Genomic DNA, 3,397 nt, shown 5'->3' on the forward strand with positions numbered 1-3,397 from the left:
TCCTTGATGGCCGCATTGAGCATGCCGGGCAGTTTCAGGTCCGCGCCGTACACCTGCTTGCCGGTGACCTTGTCCAGCGTGTCCAGCCTTGCCAGGCGCTTGCCCACGAGCTTCCAGTCTTTCGGGTCTTTGAGCTTGACCTCGGTGGGGGGCGCCACCTTGGCTGCCGCAATCGTCACTTTGCCGTAGGTGGTTTTGCGGCCCGATGGCGTGTGRGTRATCACGCTGCTGGCSGCKGTGCATTCGGCCGCCGGCACCTTCCATTCATCGGCTGCGGCYTGCACCAGCATCATKCGGGCGGTGGCKCCGCCYTTGCGCACATAGTCGTGCGATTCACGGATCCCGCGGCTGCCGCCGGTGGAGAAGTTGCCCCAGGCCCGGTTGCGCGCCAGGTTCTGACCGGGTGTCGGGTATTCGGTGGTGACTTTGGCCCAGTTGCATTCCAGTTCTTCTGCCACGAGTTGCGCGAGCCCGGTCAGGCTGCCCTGGCCCATTTCAGAGCGGGCGATGCGGATGACCACTGTGTCGTCGGGGCGCACAACGACCCAGGCATTGATCTCCGGCGAGGCTGCGCCCTGGGTCGCCGCCGTGCCGGCGAACGGAATGTGAAAACCGACGATGAGGCCGGCCGAGGCGCCCGAGGCCAGGAAGCGGCGGCGCGAGAGACGCAGAGGGTTTGCGGAGGGCAGGGGGATGGCGCTCATGTCGTGCTCCCGTCGGTGTGCTGAATGGCGAGCGCCGCGCTTTTGGTGTTGCCACCTGCGGCAACAACCTTGATGGCGGCGCGGATGCGGTTGTAGGTGCCGCAGCGGCAGATGTTGGTCATCGCCTCATTGATGTCGGCATCGGTCGGGTTCGGTTTGGCCTTGAGCAGCGCCGCCGCCGTCATCACCATGCCGCACTGGCAATAGCCGCACTGCGGAACGTCCAGCGCRACCCAGGCCTTYTGTATGGGGTGCGAGCCGTCSGGYGASARACCTTCAATGGTCACGATTTTTTCGGTCGCACTCACCGTCGAGACGGGGCGCACGCAACTGCGTGTAGGCACACCATCGATGTGCACGGTGCAGGCGCCGCAGGCCGCGATGCCGCAACCGTATTTGGTGCCGGTCAGCCCGAGCTGTTCGCGGATGACCCACAGCAGCGGTGTGTCGTCCTCCACTTCAAACTCACGCACGGTACCGTTGACGTTCAGTTTTGCCATGGATGCGCTCCTCAATATTTGAAGGAAGGATGGGCCGGATGACTGGGGATAGTAGCGCTGGTGCATGTCAAATGCACCCGGCAATGCTATACCTGAGTAATGTGCTGACTTGCGCTTGGCAATAAAGTTCGGCCGGGTAAACCCTTGTGAGACCGGCGCTTTTCGTCAGTGAACTTCTGCCAGCGGCAGGCCAGTGAAAGCCGCGTAGCGTTGAGCGGCAAGCCGCAGTGCGCCGGCGCTGCCGCGCGGCAGCGGCGCGAAGGGCGCTGTGCTGATACTGAGCGCGCCTTTTTTTACCTCCGCCTGCCAGGTGCCGGCCACGCGCCCACCGACCAGCAGCGCCGGGCGGAACAGGCCATTGGGCGTCATGAGCTTGCCGGCGTGTTCGCTGTCGATGATGGCTTTGCGGTCCGTGTAGCCCAGCACGTATTCGTCGAAGCCGGCGAGTAATTGAAGCGCGGGCTTGCCAGCCGGCGGTAAAGGCGTGCGTTTGAACCACCACACGGTGTTCCCGTCAAACAGTGCCTGTGCCAGGCCGGCTTCGGCCATCTCCAGCGCCGCCCTGGCTTCGCCGGCGGCCAGCCCTGACCACCAGGAAAAATCGGCCAGAGTGGCGGGGCCATGGCTGGCAAAGTAGCGCTGCGCCAGTTGTTTGAGTGCGTCCTCGCGAGGCAGCTCCTTGCCTGCTTCGAGTCCGGGAGGCAGCCATTCATCAAGCAGTGTGTAGGTGGCCTGCTTGCCGCGCGGATCGCCCAGACAGATCAGCCCAACTTGGGCCGCGCGGTACAGGATGCGCCCCCCGCGATGGCCTTCAGTGTTGACGCGATGCTGCGCGAGCGCAGCAAAAAGTTCCAGGCGTGTGAGCTGCCGGCCGCCTTCCAGGCACTGCCGGATGGCCGGAAGGATTTTGCGGAAGGCCGCCTCATCCAGCTGAACCTCACGGTAGGCTGCCGCGGTGCGGGTCAGCAAAGCCGGCGCGGCCAGGGCCAGCAGCCAGCGCAGGTCGGCGGCCGCTACCAAGTGCAGTGTGCCGCGCAGGACCCAGCTGCGGACCACCTTGCGTTGGGACAGTGCCTGTTCAATCGACGCGTCAGTGATGGCCGCAGCGGTTGCGAGGCGCGAGCCAACTGCCCAGCGGGCGTGGGCATATTCCTGTGCCTGCACGGCGCCAAACCACTGCACGGCCTGATCGACGCGTTTGAAATTTGAGGCCACAGGCGGGGCGGTTGGCACAAGGCGCTGGCTGGCCTGCCGCAGCGCGAGCAGTTCCTGCCGCGAGATCTCCGCCATGCTCAGGCAACGTTTTCAAGCATGGCGAGCATGCGGCTTTGCCAGGCTGCGGGAGAGAACCGTTCGCGCAGCAGTTGCTGCGACGCCTGCACCATGGCCTGGCGACGGGGTACGTCTGCCAGCAGGTCGGCGCATGCCAGGGGCATGTCCTTGAGGTCTGCCATGACCAGGTGAACGCCCGGCTCGATGCCGAAATCTTCGCCACCCTCAAAGATGTCGGAAACGACGGCCGTGCCGGCCGCCCAGCTTTCGAATGTCCGGAACTGGTCGAAGTAAGTGTGTTCCGGGTCGGCATGGATGTTCAGGTTGATGCGCGCACCGGCGCGGCAGGCGTCGCGCGCGGCGCCCCACAGGCCGCTCCAGACGAACTCGGCCTTCAGGGTGGGCGCCGTGCCGGCGAAGTATTGCTCGGCATCCCGCCGCCGGGGCGTGTCGCCGCCCAGCATGATGATGTCGCGGGTTCTCTGCGCTTCGGGAAGGGGCGTTCGCACATGTTTGCCGGCCACCATATAGGGCAGCTGGCAAGTGGCAAGTGCCGGGAAATGCTGTGCGAGGTAGCGTGCTATGGAGGAATCCATCGCCAGCACAGCGTGCAAGCCGGGTGCGATGGCGTCGAAAAGATCGGTCTTGTACCGATGTACGGTAGCCAGTGCATTCTTTGTCAATGGATCAAACATCCACAGCACGTGCTTGCCGTTGCGCGGCAGGCCCTGCACGGAAAAACGGGGCAGTGCATAAATTCCGGCAATCAGCAGGTTGACGTCGCAGTGGCCGACATCGGGCAACGGCGCGTCGGTGCTGGTGCCCAGGTCAATGAACTCCACGTCATGGCCAGCCTTCACCAAAACGTCCATCCACAAGCGCGAAGCGTTGCCAAACAAGGTGTCGATGTCGGTGTAGATG

General features: G+C 64.4%; 4 protein-coding genes. All 4 read right to left on the reverse strand.

Going from position 1 to position 3,397, the window contains the following annotated elements; genetic code table 11:
• Positions 1-704: molybdopterin cofactor-binding domain-containing protein (locus AC1D1P_RS18255; protein ID WP_477673936.1), on the reverse strand; the 704-nt coding region annotated here is incomplete at its 3' end.
• Positions 701-1,204 carry a (2Fe-2S)-binding protein gene (locus AC1D1P_RS18260; RefSeq protein ID WP_477673937.1) on the reverse strand — a complete coding sequence of 168 codons (504 nt, stop codon included), beginning with the start codon at positions 1,202-1,204 and terminating at the stop codon, positions 701-703. The genes AC1D1P_RS18260 and AC1D1P_RS18255, both read right to left, overlap by 4 nt.
• 165 nt (positions 1,205-1,369) lie before the next feature.
• Positions 1,370-2,494 (reverse strand): winged helix DNA-binding domain-containing protein, encoded by a 1,125-nt coding sequence (locus AC1D1P_RS18265; protein ID WP_477673938.1) that lies wholly within the window; start codon positions 2,492-2,494, stop codon positions 1,370-1,372.
• A 2-nt stretch (positions 2,495-2,496) separates the two neighbouring features.
• Positions 2,497-3,397 (reverse strand): glycosyltransferase family protein (locus AC1D1P_RS18270; protein WP_477673939.1); only part of this gene is annotated, 901 nt, incomplete at its 5' end.

This window comes from Polaromonas sp. P1_E1_2 (assembly GCF_056406035.1).